This window comes from Streptomyces sp. SDr-06, assembly GCF_003324565.1.
Lineage (GTDB): Bacteria > Actinomycetota > Actinomycetes > Streptomycetales > Streptomycetaceae > Streptomyces.
Map to the genome: position 1 here is coordinate 596,521 of NZ_QOLA01000002.1, position 17,028 is coordinate 613,548.

The 17,028-nt window shown below is 71.9% G+C and carries 15 protein-coding genes; 14 read left to right on the forward strand and 1 reads right to left on the reverse strand.

Going from position 1 to position 17,028, the window contains the following annotated elements:
- The first annotated feature begins 39 nt into the window (after nt 1–39).
- The 9 genes from DT019_RS07055 to lgt all read left to right on the forward strand — a co-directional run bounded on the left by DT019_RS07055 (nt 40) and on the right by lgt (nt 6,981).
- A complete protein-coding gene (locus DT019_RS07055; protein ID WP_114035764.1) occupies nt 40–696 on the forward strand; it encodes a TIGR02234 family membrane protein in 657 nt (218 codons plus the stop codon).
- A 144-nt stretch (nt 697–840) separates the two neighbouring features.
- The gene (locus DT019_RS40145) at nt 841–1,110 is read left to right on the forward strand and encodes an HGxxPAAW family protein (protein WP_223279332.1); all 270 of its coding nucleotides are present in this window, start codon (nt 841–843) and stop codon (nt 1,108–1,110) included.
- Nucleotides 1,111–1,181: 71 nt separating this feature from the next.
- Nucleotides 1,182–1,622 (forward strand): DUF2752 domain-containing protein, encoded by a 441-nt coding sequence (locus DT019_RS40150; RefSeq protein WP_223279333.1) that lies wholly within the window; start codon nt 1,182–1,184, stop codon nt 1,620–1,622.
- A 166-nt stretch (nt 1,623–1,788) separates the two neighbouring features.
- The gene (gene trpC / locus DT019_RS07065; RefSeq protein ID WP_114035766.1) at nt 1,789–2,598 is read left to right on the forward strand and encodes an indole-3-glycerol phosphate synthase TrpC; all 810 of its coding nucleotides are present in this window, start codon (nt 1,789–1,791) and stop codon (nt 2,596–2,598) included.
- Nucleotides 2,599–2,601: 3 nt separating this feature from the next.
- A complete protein-coding gene (gene trpM, locus DT019_RS07070; RefSeq protein ID WP_114035767.1) occupies nt 2,602–2,796 on the forward strand; it encodes a tryptophan biosynthesis modulator TrpM in 195 nt (64 codons plus the stop codon).
- A gap of 152 nt (nt 2,797–2,948) precedes the next feature.
- Nucleotides 2,949–4,238, forward strand: coding sequence for a tryptophan synthase subunit beta (gene trpB, locus DT019_RS07075; RefSeq protein WP_114035768.1), 1,290 nt, complete (start codon nt 2,949–2,951; stop codon nt 4,236–4,238).
- Nucleotides 4,235–5,050 (forward strand): tryptophan synthase subunit alpha, encoded by an 816-nt coding sequence (gene trpA / locus DT019_RS07080; RefSeq protein ID WP_114035769.1) that lies wholly within the window; start codon nt 4,235–4,237, stop codon nt 5,048–5,050. The genes trpB and trpA overlap by 4 nt, the downstream gene beginning before the upstream one ends.
- An 84-nt stretch (nt 5,051–5,134) precedes the next feature.
- The gene (locus DT019_RS07085) at nt 5,135–5,956 is read left to right on the forward strand and encodes a DsbA family protein (RefSeq protein ID WP_114035770.1); all 822 of its coding nucleotides are present in this window, start codon (nt 5,135–5,137) and stop codon (nt 5,954–5,956) included.
- A gap of 80 nt (nt 5,957–6,036) precedes the next feature.
- The gene (gene lgt / locus DT019_RS07090) at nt 6,037–6,981 is read left to right on the forward strand and encodes a prolipoprotein diacylglyceryl transferase (RefSeq protein ID WP_114035771.1); all 945 of its coding nucleotides are present in this window, start codon (nt 6,037–6,039) and stop codon (nt 6,979–6,981) included.
- 138 nt (nt 6,982–7,119) lie between these two features.
- On the opposite strand, the gene rbsK is transcribed toward lgt, so the two are convergent.
- A complete protein-coding gene (rbsK, locus tag DT019_RS07095; RefSeq protein ID WP_114036048.1) occupies nt 7,120–8,007 on the reverse strand; it encodes a ribokinase in 888 nt (295 codons plus the stop codon).
- Nucleotides 8,008–8,253: 246 nt separating this feature from the next.
- Here rbsK and DT019_RS07100 point away from each other — a divergent pair, with 246 nt between their 5' ends.
- The 5 genes from DT019_RS07100 (at nt 8,254) to DT019_RS07120 (ending at nt 16,957) form a co-directional block, all read left to right on the forward strand.
- Nucleotides 8,254–8,985, forward strand: a complete 732-nt coding sequence (locus tag DT019_RS07100; RefSeq protein WP_114035772.1) for a VIT1/CCC1 transporter family protein — start codon at nt 8,254–8,256, stop codon at nt 8,983–8,985.
- Between the two features lie 397 nt (nt 8,986–9,382).
- The gene (gene gltB, locus DT019_RS07105; RefSeq protein WP_114035773.1) at nt 9,383–13,978 is read left to right on the forward strand and encodes a glutamate synthase large subunit; all 4,596 of its coding nucleotides are present in this window, start codon (nt 9,383–9,385) and stop codon (nt 13,976–13,978) included.
- A complete protein-coding gene (locus DT019_RS07110) occupies nt 13,971–15,431 on the forward strand; it encodes a glutamate synthase subunit beta (RefSeq protein WP_114035774.1) in 1,461 nt (486 codons plus the stop codon). Before gltB ends, DT019_RS07110 begins: the two co-directional genes overlap by 8 nt.
- A gap of 186 nt (nt 15,432–15,617) precedes the next feature.
- The gene (locus DT019_RS07115) at nt 15,618–15,836 is read left to right on the forward strand and encodes a hypothetical protein (RefSeq protein WP_114035775.1); all 219 of its coding nucleotides are present in this window, start codon (nt 15,618–15,620) and stop codon (nt 15,834–15,836) included.
- A complete protein-coding gene (locus tag DT019_RS07120) occupies nt 15,833–16,957 on the forward strand; it encodes a hypothetical protein (protein ID WP_223279334.1) in 1,125 nt (374 codons plus the stop codon). Before DT019_RS07115 ends, DT019_RS07120 begins: the two co-directional genes overlap by 4 nt.
- Nucleotides 16,958–17,028: the final 71 nt, after the last annotated feature.

Here is a 17,028-nt window from a genome sequence, read left to right on the forward strand (position 1 = left end):
CGGCCCCCGGGTGCGGCGCCGGGCCGCGCGCAGGCGATAGTGGAGTACGTGAGTGCCGCATCCGTACCCCAGCCCCGTGCCGAAGCAGCCGCGCCGTCCGCCCGCGGCGGCGGCCGCCGCAGCCTGGCCGCCGCACTGCTCGCCGGCGCCGTCGGCGCCGCCGTCGTCCTGATGGCCTCCGGGCAGACCTGGGCGCACGGCAACGCCGCCGTCGGCGGTGGCGCGCTGCCGCTGAAGGCCTCCGGCGGCGACATCACCGGCGTCCCCTCCGCCCTCGCGATCGTCGGTCTGGCCGCGCTGGTGGCCGTCTTCGCCGTGCGCGGCGCGGGCCGCGTCCTGGTCGCCGTGCTGCTCACGCTCAGCGGCGCGGGCGCCGCGGTGACCGCCTGGCTCGGCGTCGGCGACAGTGCCGCCCTGGACGAGAAGGCGGCCAAGGCCAGCGGCGACGCCGCCGCCACGGTCGACGCCCTCACCCACACCGGCTGGCCCTACGTCGCCGTCGCGGGCGGTGTGCTGCTTCTACTCGCCGGGCTCCTCGCGCTCCGCTTCGGCGCGGCGTGGCCCGCGATGGGCGGCCGCTACGAGCGCGACGGCACCCCCCGCCCGCGCAAGGCGCGCACCGCGCCCGACCCGGAGCGCCCCGAGGAACTCTGGAAGGCGCTGGACCGCGGCGAGGACCCGACGCGCGAGAGCTGACCCCCGCACTCGGGCATCGCCCGCGGTGCGGGACAATGGGACCGAGCGTCGGGTTCGACGACAGCGCCGGCAGCCACGAAGCGCCGACGGCCGGCGCCGACCATGACGACGACAACACGGAAACACCTACGAGGAGCAACCCCCATGGCGAAGAGCGGCCACGGCCACACCCCGGCAGCCTGGACCGGTGTCATCATTGCCTTCATCGGATTCTGCGTGACCTGCGTCTTCATAGTGGCCGCCAACCCGGTGGGCTTCTGGGCCGGCATCGCACTCCTCGGCATCGCCGCCGTCGTCGGCGGCGTCATGAAGATGGCCGGCCTCGGCACCCCCAAGGACACGCCCGAGATCGCCCGCATGCGCGAGGACGCCGCCGCCAAGGTGCGCGCCCATCTCGAGGCCCAGGCCGGCTGAGCCCACCGCCACCGCGCGAGGCGCAGCCCGGACGGGCTGCGCCTTTCCATGTGAACGGGGACAATCACCCAGTGGACGCAGCCCAGCCGAACCCCGCCCCGGCCCGCCCGGCGGACACCCCGGCCCGCAGGCTCCTCGTGCCGCTGGGCACGCTCGGCGCGGTGGCCTCGGCCTTCGCGTACGTGGGCCTGGTCGACCCGAACCAGCCGGGCCACTACCCGGTCTGCCCGCTGTTCCGGCTCACCGGGGTGTACTGCCCGGGCTGCGGCGGGCTGCGCAGCGCGCACGACTTCATCACCGGGCACTTCGCCGCGGCCCTGCACGCCAACGCGCTGGCTGTCGCCGGCTATCTGCTCTTCGCCGCCGGATGGGTGCTCTGGGCCGTCCGCTCGGCCCGGGGACTGCCTCTGCGCTTCGCGCCGAGCGACCGCCAGTGGTGGCTGATCGGATCGGTCGTGGTGGTGTTCTCGGTGGTCCGGAACCTGCCGTTCGGCTCCGCGCTCGCCCCCTGACGTAATCGGCGAACCCGCAGGTGACGTCCCACGTGCTGGGACGCCGGTCAACCGGATGCGACCCGTTCGCCCCGGTGCGGATACCATCGTCATGGCTGATCGTGACCGCTCGTGCGCGTCACCCTCGTCCTGACCGACATCACCGTCCCGGAAGGGGGCCGCTCGCGTGAGTGTGCTCGACGAGATCATCGACGGCGTCCGCGCCGACCTCGCAGAGCGGCAGGCGCGTGTCAGCCTCGACGAGCTCAAGGAGCGCGCCGCCAAGGCGCCCGCGGCCCGCGACGGCGTCGCGGCCCTGCGCGGAGACGGCGTGAAGGTCATCTGCGAGGTCAAGCGCTCCAGCCCCTCCAAGGGCGCGCTCGCCGCCATCGCGGACCCGGCCGCTCTCGCCGCCGACTACGAGGCGGGCGGCGCGTCCGTCATCTCCGTCCTGACCGAGCAGCGCCGCTTCGGGGGCTCCCTCGCCGACCTGGAGGCCGTCCGCGCCAAGGTCGACATCCCGGTCCTGCGCAAGGACTTCATCGTCACGGCCTACCAGCTGTGGGAGGCCCGCGCGCACGGCGCCGACCTCGCGCTGCTCATCGTGGCCGCCCTGGACCAGCCGGCCCTGGTGTCGCTGATCGAGCGCGCCGAGTCGATCGGGCTGACCCCGCTGGTCGAGGTGCACGACGAGGACGAGGTCGAGCGGGCGGTCGACGCGGGCGCCAGGATCATCGGCGTCAACGCGCGCAACCTGAAGGACCTCAAGGTCGACCGGACCACCTTCGAGCGGGTCGCCCCGGAGATCCCGAACCACATCGTCAAGATCGCCGAGTCCGGCGTCCGCGGCCCGCACGACCTCATCGCGTACGCCAACGCGGGCGCCGACGCCGTGCTGGTCGGCGAGTCCCTGGTCACCGGCAAGGACCCGCGCGCGGCCGTCGCCGACCTGGTCGCCGCGGGCGCCCACCCGGCCCTGCGCCACGGGCGGAGCTGACCCGTGTCCCTCGTCCCCCCGCTCTCGACGTCGTTCGAGCAGGGGAGTCCCCACTCCCGCCTCGCACCCGGCTGCCGCCCCCGCGGCTGCCGCGCTCCGGCGCGCCGGGTGCACGGGCGGCGGGTGCGGTACGTGATCGGCTCGGAGCCCGGCCAGGTCAACGGCATGCGATGGCGCGGCGGCCCGACCGCCGCATGAGCCGAGCCCCGCAAGGGGCGCGGGGAACTGCGCGACCAGCCACGACGGTCTGAAGTCGCGTCTCCACCTCATCACCTGCGGCGCCTGGGCGCACCCGTGCCAACCAGCCAACCCAGGACCCGGGGCCGCCAACGCCCCCGCGAGGTATCCGCATGTCCCACGAGAACGAGTTCTTCGTACCCGACCCACAGGGTCAAGTCCCCAGCGCCGAAGGGTACTTCGGCGCGTATGGCGGCAAGTTCATCCCCGAGGCGCTGGTCGCCGCGGTCGACGAGGTGGCCGTCGAGTACGACAAGGCCAAGCACGACCCCGCCTTCGCGGCCGAGCTCAACGACCTCATGGTCAACTACACCGGCCGCCCCAGCGCGCTGACCGAGGTGCCCCGGTTCGCCGAGCACGCGGGCGGTGCCCGGGTCTTCCTCAAGCGCGAGGACCTGAACCACACCGGCTCGCACAAGATCAACAATGTGCTCGGCCAGGCGCTGCTCACCAAGCGCATGGGCAAGACCCGGGTCATCGCGGAGACGGGAGCGGGCCAGCACGGCGTCGCCACCGCCACCGCCTGCGCCCTGTTCGGCCTCGAATGCACCATCTACATGGGCGAGATCGACACCCAGCGCCAGGCGCTGAACGTCGCCCGGATGCGCATGCTGGGCGCCGAGGTCGTCCCGGTCGCCTCCGGCAGCCGCACCCTCAAGGACGCCATCAACGAGGCGTTCCGCGACTGGGTCGCCAACGTCGACCGCACCCATTACCTGTTCGGCACGGTCGCCGGACCGCACCCCTTCCCCGCGATGGTGCGCGACTTCCACCGCGTGATCGGCGTCGAGGCCCGCCGCCAGATCCTGGAGCGCGCCGGGCGCCTGCCCGACGCGGCGGTGGCCTGCGTGGGCGGCGGCTCGAACGCGATCGGCCTGTTCCACGCCTTCATCCCGGACGCCTCCGTACGCCTCATCGGCTGCGAGCCGGCCGGTCACGGCGTGGAGACCGGTGAGCACGCGGCCACCCTGACCGCCGGCGAGCCCGGCATCCTGCACGGCTCGCGGTCCTACGTCCTCCAGGACGAGGAGGGCCAGATCACCGAGCCCTACTCCATCTCGGCGGGCCTGGACTACCCGGGCATCGGCCCCGAGCACTCCTACCTCAAGGACACCGGCCGCGGCGAGTACCGCGCGGTCACCGACGACGCGGCGATGCAGGCCCTGCGGCTGCTCTCGCGCACCGAGGGCATCATCCCGGCGATCGAGTCGGCGCACGCGCTCGCGGGCGCGCTCGACGTCGGCAAGGAGCTCGGCGAGGACGGTCTGATCGTGATCAACCTGTCCGGCCGCGGCGACAAGGACATGGACACCGCCGCGCGCTACTTCGGCCTGTACGGCACCGACGCCGAGGTGGCCGCCGACGCCGCGGGCCTCGCCGAGATCGAGGGAGACGCGAAGTGAGCGGGAACGTACGACTGCTGGACGACACCCTCGCGCGGGCGAAGGCGGAGGACCGGGCCGCCCTCATCGCCTACCTGCCGGCCGGCTTCCCGACCGTCGACGGCGGCATCGAGGCCGCCAAGGCGGTCTTCGACGGCGGCGCCGACGTGGTCGAGATCGGCCTCCCGCACAGCGACCCGGTCCTGGACGGCCCCGTCATCCAGACCGCCGACGACATCGCCCTCAAGGGCGGCGTGAAGATCGCCGACGTGCTGCGCACGGTCCGCGAGGCCCACGCCGCCACCGGCAAGCCGGTCCTGGTCATGACGTACTGGAACCCGGTCGACCGCTACGGCGTCGAGCGCTTCACCGCCGAGCTCGCCGAGGCGGGCGGCGCGGGCTGCATCCTGCCCGACCTGCCGGTCCAGGAGGCCGGCCTGTGGCGCGAGCACGCCGAGAAGCATGGCCTCGGCACGGTCTTCGTGGTCGCCCCGAGCAGCCGGGACGAGCGCCTCGCCACCATCACGGCGGCCGGTTCCGGCTTCGTGTACGCGGCGTCCCTGATGGGCGTCACGGGCACCCGCGAGTCGGTCGGCGCCTCGGCCGAGGACCTGGTGCGCCGCACCCGGGCCACCACCGAACTCCCGGTCTGCGTGGGCCTCGGCGTCTCGAACGCGGTCCAGGCCAAGGAGGTCGCGGCCTTCGCCGACGGCGTGATCGTGGGCTCGGCCTTCGTCAAGCTCATGCTGGACGCGCCCGACCACGCGGCGGGCCTCACCGCCGTACGGGAACTGGCGGCCGAGCTCGCCGAGGGCGTTCGCCGGGTGTCGTAGCGCGCTCGTCGCACACCTCACCCGTACGGGTGGAAGTGGGACCGGGGAGGCACGGGCGTGCCTCCCCGGTTCGTTGCTGCGGGTGTGAGTGACAACCGTGAAGCGAAGCGGGCCGCGCGAGACCGGCTCATCAAAGAACGCGAGCAGCAGAAGGCGGGCGAGCGCCGCCGGCGGCAGCTGATCGTGGCCGGGGCCGTGGTCTGCGTGCTCGGCCTGGCCGCCGTGATCGGCGTGATCGCCGCCAACGCGGGCGGCGGCGACGGCGCCAAGAGCGCGAGCACCAGCGGCCCGGTGGTGGCGCCCACCGGAGCCGACGACAAGGACAACCTGGCCATCCCGGTCGGCGCCGCCGACGCCCCCTCCACGCTCACGGTGTGGGAGGACTTCCGCTGCCCGGCCTGCGCGGCGTTCGAGAACGGCTTCAGGTCCACCATTCACGAGCTGGAGAACAGCGGCCAGATCCGGGTCCAGTACCACCTGGCCACCCTCATCGACGACAAGACCCGCGGCAGCGGCTCGCTGCACGCGGCCAACGCGGCGGGCTGCGCCCAGGACGCGGGGAAGTTCTCCGCGTACCACGACGTCCTCTACACCAACCAGCCCGACGAGACGGACGACGCGTACGCCGACAACAACAAGCTGCTCGATCTGGCCAAGAAGGTCCCGGGCCTGGACACCCCGGCCTTCCGCTCCTGCGTCGAGAACGGCACGCACAACAGCTGGGTCGTGAAGTCCAACGAGGCCTTCCAGGCGGGCAAGTTCAACGGCACGCCGACCGTGCAGCTCAATGGCGAATCGATCTTCCCGACCAAGGGCGGCGAGCAGATCAGCCCGGCCAGCCTGAAGAAGTGGGTCGCCGCGGCCAACAAGGGCAAGCCGGCCGGAAAGGCGACCCCGGCCTCCTGATCCGCGGGGGCTCTCGTTACTCATAAGTTGCCGGGCGGGTTGCCGCTGCGCCCGCCCGGCACGGTAGCGTCGTCCCTGCCATGGAACTTGCCTACATCCCCAGCCCGTCGACCGGTGTGATCCACCTCGGACCGATCCCGCTGCGCGGCTACGCCTTCTGCATCATCATCGGTGTCTTCGTCGCCGTCTGGTACGGCAACAAGCGGTGGATCGCCCGCGGCGGCCGCCCGGGCACCGTCGCCGACATCGCCGTCTGGGCGGTGCCCTTCGGACTCGTGGGCGGCCGGCTCTACCACGTCATCACCGACTACCAGCTGTACTTCGGCGACGGTGAGGACTGGGTCGGCGCCTTCAAGATCTGGGAGGGCGGCCTCGGCATCTGGGGCGCGGTCGCGCTCGGCGCGGTCGGCGCCTGGATCGGCTGCCGCCGCCGCGGCATCCCGCTGCCCGCCTGGGCCGACGCGCTGGCCCCCGGCCTCGCCTTCGCCCAGGCGATCGGCCGCTGGGGCAACTGGTTCAACCAGGAGCTGTACGGCCGCCCCACCGACGTGCCCTGGGCCCTGAAGATCAGCGAGGGCCCGAACCGGATCGCGGGCACCTACCACCCGACGTTCCTGTACGAGTCGCTGTGGTGCGTGGGCGTCGGCTTCCTGGTCATCTGGGCCGACCGCCGCTTCAAGCTGGGCCACGGCCGGGCGTTCGCGGTGTACGTCGCCGCGTACTGCGCGGGCCGGTTCTGGATCGAGGCCATGCGGGTCGACGAGGCCCACCACTTCCTGGGTGTGCGCCTCAACGACTGGACGGCCGGCGTCATCTTCGTGCTCGCGATCGCGTACATCGTGATCTCGACGAAGCTGCGGCCCGGCCGCGAGGAGATCGTCGAGCCCGCGGCCCAGGACGACGCGCCGCCGTCTGCGCCGGACGGCGAGGTCTCCCTGGAGAAGAAGACGGGCGAGGACGCCGAGCCGACCGACGAGCCGAAGGCGGAGTCGGTGGCCCCGGAGCCGGAGCCGAAGCAGGCCTGAGCGGGACACCGGGGAGGCGGCCGCGACCGGCCTCCCCCGGCCATGGAGCAGCGGGGGCCCGGACACCGGGCCCCCGCTGTGCTGCTGCCGCTACCCTCGCGGGCCATCCCACCGGCAGGGCGCCCGCCGACCCGCGGTCTACGCGTCGATCTCCGTCCGGTACGGCATCGAGGTCGCGGCCCCCGGCCGCTGGACCGACAGCGCGGCCGCGTTGGACGCCCAGCTGAGTGCGTCGGTCATCGTGCGGCCCTCGGCCAGCGCCACCGCGAGCGCGCCCACGAAGGTGTCACCGGCGCCGGTGGTGTCCACGGCGGTGACCGGCAGGGCGAGCACGGCCACCGGCTCCGGCTGCGACCTGGCGGCGTACAGGCAGCCCCGGGCGCCCAGCGTGATCACGACCTCGGGGACGTGGGCGAGGAGCGCCCGCGCGGCCCGCTCCGGGTCGCCGGAGATGCCCGTGAGGGTGGCCGCCTCGTGCTCGTTGGGCACCAACAGGTCGGTGACGGCGAGGAGTTCGTCGGGCAGCGGCCGGGCGGGCGAGGGCGTCAGGATCGTACGGACGCCGTTGCGCCGGGCGGCCTCGGCTCCCGCCACGACCGCGCTCATCGGCAGTTCCAGCTGGAGCAGGAGCGACCGGGCCTCGGCGATCACCGCCCGGTCCGCGTGGCTGAGCGAGGTGACCGAGCCGTTGGCGCCGGGGATGACGACGATCGCGTTGGCGCCGTCGCGGTCGACCACGATGTGGGCGGTGCCCGAGGGGCCCTCGGTGGTGCGCAGCAGGTCGACGTCGACGCCGGAGTGTTCGAGCGCGGCGCGCAGCCGGTCGCCGAACTCGTCCGTGCCGACCGCGCCGATGATCGACACCTCCGCTCCGGCGCGGGCGGCGGCGATGGCCTGGTTGGCGCCCTTGCCGCCGGGGACGGTGCGGAACTCGTGGCCGGTGACGGTCTCGCCGCTGCGGGGCGCGGTGGTGACGTACGCGACGAGGTCCATGTTGGTGCTGCCGAGCACGGTGATCCGGGTCATGCCGGGATTGTCCACCCTGGGCCGCCGGTTCCGTGGGTCCGGGGGGTCCGGCGCGTTCCGTGAGGGCCGCGCGAAGGGGATTCCGCGGGCCCTCGGAGCACCTGAGCAAGGCCTTGCTTACTGAGCCCAACCTCACTAAGTAAGGCCTTACTTGCTGGCGCGGCCCTTACATCGAGCGTATTTTCGACGGTGTTGAGGGGGCGCGGGACGTGAACGGTGCCCGCGGCTGAAAGCAAGGGGATAGCTGTGTCCATCATCGATACCGAAGCGACGCTGCACGAGGCGCACCGCGACAACCACACCCACCGCGACGTCAACGGTGGCTGGCTGCGCCCGGCGGTGTTCGGCGCGATGGACGGACTGGTCTCCAACCTCGCCCTGATGACCGGTGTCGCCGGTGGCGCGGTGGCGCACCAGACCATCATCATCACCGGCCTCGCCGGTCTCGCGGCGGGCGCCTTCTCGATGGCGGCCGGCGAGTACACCTCGGTCGCCTCGCAGCGCGAGCTGGTGGAGGCTGAACTCGACATCGAGCGGCGGGAGTTGCGCAAGCACCCGGCCGACGAGGAGCGCGAGCTCGCCGAGCTGTACGTGTCGCGCGGGGTCGAGCCGGAGCTCGCCCGCGAGGTGGCCCGACAGCTGTCGCGGGACCCCGAGCAGGCGCTGGAGATCCACGCCCGCGAGGAGCTCGGCATCGACCCCTCCGACCTGCCCTCGCCCCTCGTGGCCGCCGTGTCCTCCTTCGCCTCCTTCGCGCTCGGCGCGCTGCTGCCCCTGCTGCCGTACCTGCTCGGCGCGACCGCGCTGTGGCCCGCGGTGCTGCTCGCGCTGATCGGCCTCTTCGGCTGCGGCGCGGTGGTCGCCAAGGTGACGGCCCGCTCCTGGTGGTTCAGCGGCCTGCGCCAGCTGGCGCTCGGCGGCCTGGCCGCCGCCCTGACCTTCGGGCTCGGCTCCTTCTTCGGGACCGCCATCGGCTGACCAGGCCGTACGCGAGTCATCACACGGGGCGGGGCCGAACGGCTCCGCCCCGTGTGACGTACGTCCTGCGCGCTTTCGGGTCGCGCGCCGTAGAATGGCGGAGTATGCAAGCGGCCACATAAATAATCGTTACTCGGCGGTTTCGGATCTTTTACCGCCGGGCATAGGCCGTACACACCCGAGAACCGCACTCCCGTGCGTCCCCCTGGGCAACGAAGCCCCTGGTCGGGTGTCCGCATGTTGGAATGCGTTATCCGGTTCCCGAGATTCACTCCATCATGTAACCTGCACGAAATTTCGCAGAGGGCCAACGTCGTCCCTCGGCACGCTCCCCTGAATCTCGACCGCGATCGAGCCCGGGGAGGCCCCATTCGCCAAGACGACGACGGGAGAGCCGATGCGTTCCGACGCCTGGTCGCCCATGGACGGTCGCCCCGCCCAGCAGGGGATGTACGACCCCCGTAACGAGCACGACGCCTGTGGTGTCGGATTCGTGGCCACCCTCACCGGGGTTGCCAGCCATGAGCTGGTCGAGCAGGCCCTGACCGTACTGCGCAATCTGGAACACCGCGGTGCCACCGGCTCCGAGCCGGACTCCGGCGACGGCGCCGGCATCCTGTTCCAGGTGCCGGACGCGTTCCTGCGCGAGGTCACGGACTTCGAGCTGCCCGAGGCCGGCTCGTACGCCGTCGGTATCGCCTTCCTGCCCCTGGAGGACACCAGCGAGGCCGTCTCGAAGATCGAGACGATCGCCGGTGAAGAGGGGCTCACCGTGCTGGGCTGGCGCGAGGTCCCCGTCACCCCCGAACTGCTCGGCAACGGCGCCCGCGCCACCATGCCCGCCTTCCGTCAGCTGTTCGTCGCCGGGGGCACCTCCCAGACGGAGTCCGGGGAGAGCGGCCCGACCGGCATCGCGCTCGACCGCAAGGCCTTCGTGCTGCGCAAGCGCGCCGAGCGGGAGGCCGGTGTCTACTTCCCGTCGCTCTCCGCCCGGACCATCGTCTACAAGGGCATGCTGACCACCGGCCAGCTGGAGCCGTTCTTCCCGGACCTCTCCGACCGCCGCTGCGCCACCGCCATCGCCCTCGTGCACTCGCGGTTCTCCACGAACACCTTCCCCAGCTGGCCGCTGGCCCACCCGTACCGCTTCGTCGCGCACAACGGCGAGATCAACACGGTCAAGGGCAACCGCAACTGGATGGTGGCCCGCGAGTCCCAGCTGGCCTCGAACCTCTTCAACTCCGGCGCCGGGAAGATCGACCGCATCTTCCCCGTCTGCACGCCGGACGCCTCCGACTCCGCCTCCTTCGACGAGGTGCTCGAACTCCTCCACCTCGGCGGGCGTTCGCTGCCGCACTCCGTGCTGATGATGGTCCCCGAGGCGTGGGAGAACCACGAGTCGATGGACCCGGCACGCCGTGCCTTCTACCAGTTCCACTCCACGATGATGGAGCCCTGGGACGGGCCGGCCTGCATCACCTTCACCGACGGCACCCAGGTCGGCGCGGTCCTCGACCGCAACGGTCTGCGCCCGGGCCGGTACTGGGTGACGGACGACGGCCTCGTGGTCCTGTCCTCCGAGGTGGGCGTGCTCGACATCGACCCGGCGAAGGTCGTCCGCAAGGGCCGCCTGCAGCCCGGCAGGATGTTCCTCGTCGACACCGCCGAGCACCGCATCATCGAGGACGACGAGATCAAGGCGGCACTGGCCGCCGAGAACCCGTACAAGGAGTGGCTGGAAGCCGGCGAGATCGAGCTGGAGGACCTGCCCGAGCGTGAGCACATCGTGCACACCCACGCCTCGGTCACCCGCCGCCAGCAGACCTTCGGCTACACCGAGGAAGAGCTCCGCGTCATCCTCGCGCCGATGGCCCGCACCGCCGGTGAGCCGCTCGGCTCCATGGGCACGGACTCGCCGATCGCCGCGCTCTCCGAGCGCCCCCGGCTGCTCTTCGACTACTTCACCCAGCTGTTCGCACAGGTCACCAACCCGCCGCTGGACGCGATCCGCGAAGAGCTGGTGACCAGCCTGCGCTCCACGCTGGGCCCGCAGGGCAACCTCCTGGAGCCGACCGCCGCCTCGTGCCGCAGCGTCACGCTGCCCTTCCCGGTCATCGACAACGATGAGCTGGCGAAGCTGATCCACATCAACGCCGACGGCGACATGCCGGGCATGAAGGCCGCCACGCTCTCGGGTCTCTACCGCGTCTCCGGCGGCGGCGACGCGCTCGCCGCCCGCATCGAGGCCATCTGCCAGGAGACCGACGCCGCGATCGAGGGCGGCGCCCGCCTGATCGTGCTCTCCGACCGGCACTCCGACGCCGAGCACGCGCCGATCCCCTCGCTGCTGCTCACCGCCGCCGTCCACCACCACCTCATCCGTACGAAGCAGCGCACCCAGGTGGGGCTGCTCGTCGAGGCCGGTGACGTGCGCGAGGTGCACCACGTCGCCCTGCTCATCGGGTACGGCGCCGCGGCGGTCAACCCGTACCTCGCGATGGAGTCCGTCGAGGACCTGGTCCGGGCCGGCACCTTCATCGAGGGCCTGGAGCCCGAGCAGGCCATCCGCAACCTGATCCACGCGCTCGGCAAGGGCGTCCTCAAGGTCATGTCCAAGATGGGCATCTCGACGGTCGCCTCCTACCGCGGCGCCCAGGTCTTCGAGGCGGTCGGTCTCGACGAGGCCTTCGTGCAGAAGTACTTCATCGGGACGGCCACCAAGATCGGCGGCGCCGGTCTCGACGTCATCGCCAAGGAGGTCGCCGCCCGGCACGCCAAGGCCTACCCCGCCTCCGGCGTCCCCTCGGCGCACCGCGCGCTGGAGATCGGCGGCGAGTACCAGTGGCGCCGCGAGGGCGAGCCGCACCTGTTCGACCCGGAGACGGTCTTCCGCCTCCAGCACGCCACCCGCACCAAGCGCTACGACATCTTCAAGAAGTACACGGACCGCGTGAACGAGCAGTCCGAGCGCCTGATGACGCTGCGCGGCCTGTTCGGCTTCAAGGCGGGCGACCGTCCGTCGATCCCCCTCGACGAGGTCGAGCCGGTCTCCGAGATCGTCAAGCGCTTCTCCACCGGCGCCATGTCGTACGGCTCCATCTCGCGCGAGGCGCACGAGACGCTCGCCATCGCCATGAACCAGCTGGGCGGCAAGTCCAACACCGGTGAGGGCGGCGAGGACGCGGACCGCCTCTACGACCCGGCGCGCCGCTCCTCCATCAAGCAGGTCGCCTCCGGCCGCTTCGGTGTCACCAGCGAGTACCTGGTCAACGCGGACGACATCCAGATCAAGATGGCGCAGGGCGCCAAGCCCGGCGAGGGCGGCCAGCTGCCCGGCCACAAGGTCTACCCGTGGGTCGCCAAGACGCGTCACTCGACGCCGGGCGTCGGCCTCATCTCGCCGCCGCCGCACCACGACATCTACTCCATCGAGGACCTGGCCCAGCTGATCCACGACCTCAAGAACGCCAACCCGGCCGCGCGCATCCATGTGAAGCTCGTGTCCGAGGTCGGCGTCGGGACCGTGGCCGCGGGTGTCTCCAAGGCGCACGCGGACGTCGTCCTCATCTCCGGCCACGACGGCGGAACCGGCGCGTCCCCGCTGACCTCGCTCAAGCACGCGGGCGGCCCCTGGGAGCTCGGCCTGGCCGAGACCCAGCAGACCCTGCTGCTCAACGGCCTGCGCGACCGCATCGTGGTGCAGACCGACGGCCAGCTCAAGACCGGCCGCGACGTGATCATCGCCGCGCTGCTCGGCGCCGAGGAGTTCGGTTTCGCGACCGCGCCGCTCGTCGTCTCCGGCTGCGTCATGATGCGCGTCTGCCACCTGGACACCTGCCCGGTCGGCATCGCCACCCAGAACCCGGTGCTCCGCGACCGCTTCTCGGGCAAGCCCGAGTTCGTGGTGAACTTCTTCGAGTTCATCGCCGAGGAGGTCCGCGAGATCCTCGCCGAGCTCGGCTTCCGTACGATCGAGGAGGCCGTCGGCCACGCCGAACTCCTCGACACCGACCGGGCCGTGACCCACTGGAAGGCCCAGGGCCTCGACCTGGAGCCGCTGTTCTACGTGCCCGAGCTGCCCGAGGGCGCCGTGCGCCACGCGGCGATCGAGCAGGACCACGGCCTGGAGAAGGCGCTGGACAACGAGCTCATCAAGCTCGCCGCCGACGCCCTGGAGGCCGAGTCCGCCGAGGCCGCGCAGCCGGTCCGCGCACAGATCGCGATCCGGAACATCAACCGGACCGTGGGCACCATGCTCGGCCACGAGGTGACGAAGCGGTTCGGCGGCGCGGGCCTGCCCGACGACACCATCGACATCACCTTCACCGGCTCGGCGGGCCAGTCCTTCGGCGCCTTCGTGCCGCGCGGCGTGACCCTGCGCCTGGAGGGCGACGCCAACGACTACGTCGGCAAGGGCCTCTCCGGCGGCCGCGTCATCGTCCGCCCGGACCGGGGCGCCGACCACCTCGCCGAGTACTCGACGATCGCGGGCAACACCATCGCGTACGGCGCGACCGGCGGCGAGCTGTTCCTGCGCGGCCGCACCGGCGAGCGCTTCTGCGTCCGCAACTCGGGCGCGACCGTCGTCTCGGAGGGCGTGGGCGACCACGGCTGCGAGTACATGACCGGCGGCCACGCGGTCGTCCTCGGCGAGACCGGGCGCAACTTCGCGGCCGGCATGTCCGGCGGCATCGCCTACGTCATCGACCTCGACCGCGACAACGTCAACTCCGGGAACCTGAACGCCATCGAGGCCCTCAGCGACACGGACGAGCAGTGGCTGCACGACGTCGTGCGCCGCCACTTCGAGGAGACCGGCTCGACGGTCGCCGAGAAGCTGCTCGCCGACTGGTCCGTGAACGTGGGCCGCTTCAGCAAGATCATCCCGACCACGTACAAGGCCGTGCTCGCCGCCAAGGACGCCGCTGAGCTCGCCGGTCTCTCCGAGCAGGAGACCACCGAGAAGATGATGGAGGCGGCGACCAATGGCTGACCCCAAGGGCTTCCTGACCACCGGGCGCGAGGTCGCCAAGACCCGCCCGGTGGGCGAGCGCGTCAAGGACTGGAACGAGGTCTACGTTCCCGGTTCGCTGCTGCCGATCATCAGCAAGCAGGCCGGGCGCTGCATGGACTGCGGCATCCCGTTCTGCCACAACGGCTGTCCGCTGGGGAACCTCATCCCCGAGTGGAACGACTACGCCTACCGCGAGGACTGGCGGGCCGCCTCCGAGCGCCTGCACGCCACCAACAACTTCCCGGAGTTCACCGGGCGGCTGTGCCCGGCGCCCTGCGAGTCGGCGTGCGTGCTCGGCATCAACCAGCCCGCCGTCACCATCAAGAACGTCGAAGTCTCGATCATCGACAAGGCGTGGGACAGCAACGACGTCAAGCCGCAGGCGCCCGAGCGCCTGTCCGGCAAGACCGTCGCGGTCATCGGCTCGGGCCCGGCGGGCCTGGCCGCCGCCCAGCAGCTGACCCGGGCCGGCCACACGGTCGCCGTGTACGAGCGCGCCGACCGCATCGGCGGCCTGCTGCGCTACGGCATCCCCGAGTTCAAGATGGAGAAGGTGCACATCAACCGCCGCATCGAGCAGATGCGCGCGGAGGGCACCAAGTTCCGCACCGAGGTCGAGATCGGCCGCGACATCGACGCCGCGAAGCTGCGCAAGCGCTACGACGCCGTCGTCATCGCCGCCGGTGCCACGGTCTCCCGCGACCTGCCGGTCCCGGGCCGCGAGCTGAACGGCATCCACTTCGCGATGGAGTACCTGCCGCTCGCCAACAAGGTCCAGGAGGGCGACTTCGTGGCCCCGCCCATCACGGCCGAGGGCAAGCACGTGGTCGTGATCGGCGGCGGCGACACCGGCGCGGACTGCGTGGGCACCGCCCACCGCCAGGGCGCGGCCTCCGTCACCCAGCTGGAGATCATGCCGCGGCCGGGCGACGAGCGGAACCCGGGCCAGCCCTGGCCGACGTTCCCCATGCTCTACAAGGTCACCTCCGCGCACGAGGAGGGCGGCGAGCGCGTCTACTCGGTCTCGACCACCCACTTCGAGGGCGACGAGGACGGCAACGTGCAGTCCCTGCACCTGACCGAGGTCGAGTTCGTGGACGGCAGGCCGACCCCGAAGCCGGGCACCGAGCGGAGCATCCCCGCCCAGCTGGTCACCCTCGCGATGGGCTTCACCGGCACCGACCAGGCCAACGGCCTGGTGGCCCAGTTCGGCCTGGAGCTGGACGAGCGGGGCAACGTGGCCCGCGACGCGGACTTCGCGACCAACGTCGACGGCGTGTTCGTCGCCGGTGACGCGGGCCGCGGCCAGTCCCTGATCGTCTGGGCGATCGCCGAGGGCCGCTCGGCGGCCCGTGGCGTCGACCGCTACCTGACGGGTGCGAGCGACCTGCCCGCCCCGATCCGCCCCACGGACCGCGCCCTGACGGTCTGACCCCTCATCGTCCCGCACAACGACGTGCGGAACTGACCGGCGCCCGCCCCACTGTCCCCGACCGGACGACTGGGCTGGCGCCGCGGCGTGCCCGGGCGGGCCGAAGCGCCGCCGAGATGTATTGACTAATAGTCAATAACGCTCCACCCTTTCGGGACGAACAGCCGTCCGCCACCGGGAGGTCCTGTGAGCAACGAAGCGCTGTCGCGACTGGGTACGGAGCTGGGGGCCGAACCCCCGAACTCACTGGCCGAGCTGACGAGTGATCAACTGGCGCTGCTCGCCGACGCGTTGCGCAAGGAACGCGAGAGCCGCGCGGCCGGTCTCGGCGAGGCCGCCGAAGCGGCCCTGGGGCTCGTGCCCGCCCTCGCCCGCGGCCCCGTCCGCCGCATCCTCTTCAAGTGAGGCCGGTGACCTCCATGGACAGCCGCGACAAGCTCCGTAACCGCGCCGAGACCGAGAAGCTCGCCGCCCTGCTCGACGAGCGCCCCGAACACCTCGCCTTCCTCGCCGACCTGCCCGCCGAGGACCTGAGGAAGCTCCGCGAACAGGCGGTGGCCGCCCTGTTCGACGGCATGCCGGACATGCTCGACCGCATCGCCCGGGCCACCAGACTCGTCCCCGCCGGGGTGGCCGCCGCCATCTCGCAGAAGGCCCTCGGCCCGCGCCTCGCCGCGGCGGTCGCGGGCCGCCTCGAACCCGCCCGGGCCGCCGACATCATCGACAAGCTCCCCGTCGCGTTCACCGCCGCGTCCTGCGCCCACCTCGACCCGCGCCGCATCGCGGGCATCGTGGACCGCCTCGACGAGAACCTGCTGGTACGCATCTCGGTCACCCTCGCCGAACGCGGCGACCACCTCACCATGGGCCGGTTCGTCGGCCACCTGCGCGACTCGGCACTCACCCGCATCCTGCCGCAGGTCGACGACGCGGTGGTGCTGCGCACGGGATGCGCGGTGGACCAGCCGCAACGCCTGGGCAGGATCATCGAGTTGATGGGACAGGAGCGCCTGGCCCAGGTGATCGCCTCCGCCGCCGACGGCCTGTGGCCGGAGGCCCTGGCGGTGGCGGGCATGGTGACGGGGGAGCAGCGCGCCCGGATCGCCACCCTGGCCGCGCGCCAGCCCCAAGCCCGCCTGGACACGCTGGTACGGACGGTGGCCGAGCAGGACCTGTGGGAGTCGCTGCTCCCGTTGGTCGCCCTGCTGCCCGAGGGGGACCGCCGGTCGGTGGCAGTACTCCCCTCCCTGACGGACCCGTCGATCCTGGCCGGAGTGGTCCCGGCGGTAGTGGCCACGGCCCTGTGGGCAGAGTTCCTCCCCTTGGTGGAACTGCTGCCCGAGGAATCCCGCAAGGTGGTGGCAGACGCGGCAGGATCCCTCGCGGGCGAGGACCTGGACGCCCTGGCAAGAGAGGTCGACAAACAAAACCTGTGGGATCTGGTGCTGCCGCTGGTGGAGCTGATGGAGGACGAGGCGAAGGAGCGCATCTTCACCCTGCCGTCCTTCCAGGACCAGACCCCGTAGGAGGCGGCGCGAGGCCGTGCCAGTGTGCGGCTCCGCCGCGCGGGAGCGACCGGCCACGGATGACCCGCAGA